The following is a 262-nucleotide window of genomic DNA, read 5'->3' on the forward strand; positions in this document are numbered from 1 at the left end:
TGATCACCCGCCAGGTCACCGAGTGTTTCGACTACAAGCCCGACGGCAGCTATTCGATGCGCCATCTGTCGGTCGCTTATGCCGAGCCGCTGCGCGCCGAACTGGTCGCCTTCGTCGATGCCGTGAAGAGCCAGTCCGCACCCGTCGTCGGCGGCGCCGACGGTCTCGCCAGCCTCGACATCGCCATGCGCTGCCTCGGCGAGCGCAGCACCGCCGAGCCGAAGCGGGTGGCCGGCGGGAGGGGCTGAAGGGCGCGGAGGGC

1 protein-coding gene is annotated in these 262 nt (G+C 70.2%); it reads left to right on the forward strand.

Annotated elements, in window-relative coordinates; all coding sequences use genetic code 11:
- On the forward strand, nt 1–248 hold a 248-nt coding region (locus tag ACZ3HH_RS30480), incomplete at its 5' end, for a hypothetical protein (RefSeq protein WP_465810367.1).
- Nucleotides 249–262: the final 14 nt, after the last annotated feature.

The organism is Pseudomonas sp. PME37.24/025 (genome assembly GCF_055556615.1).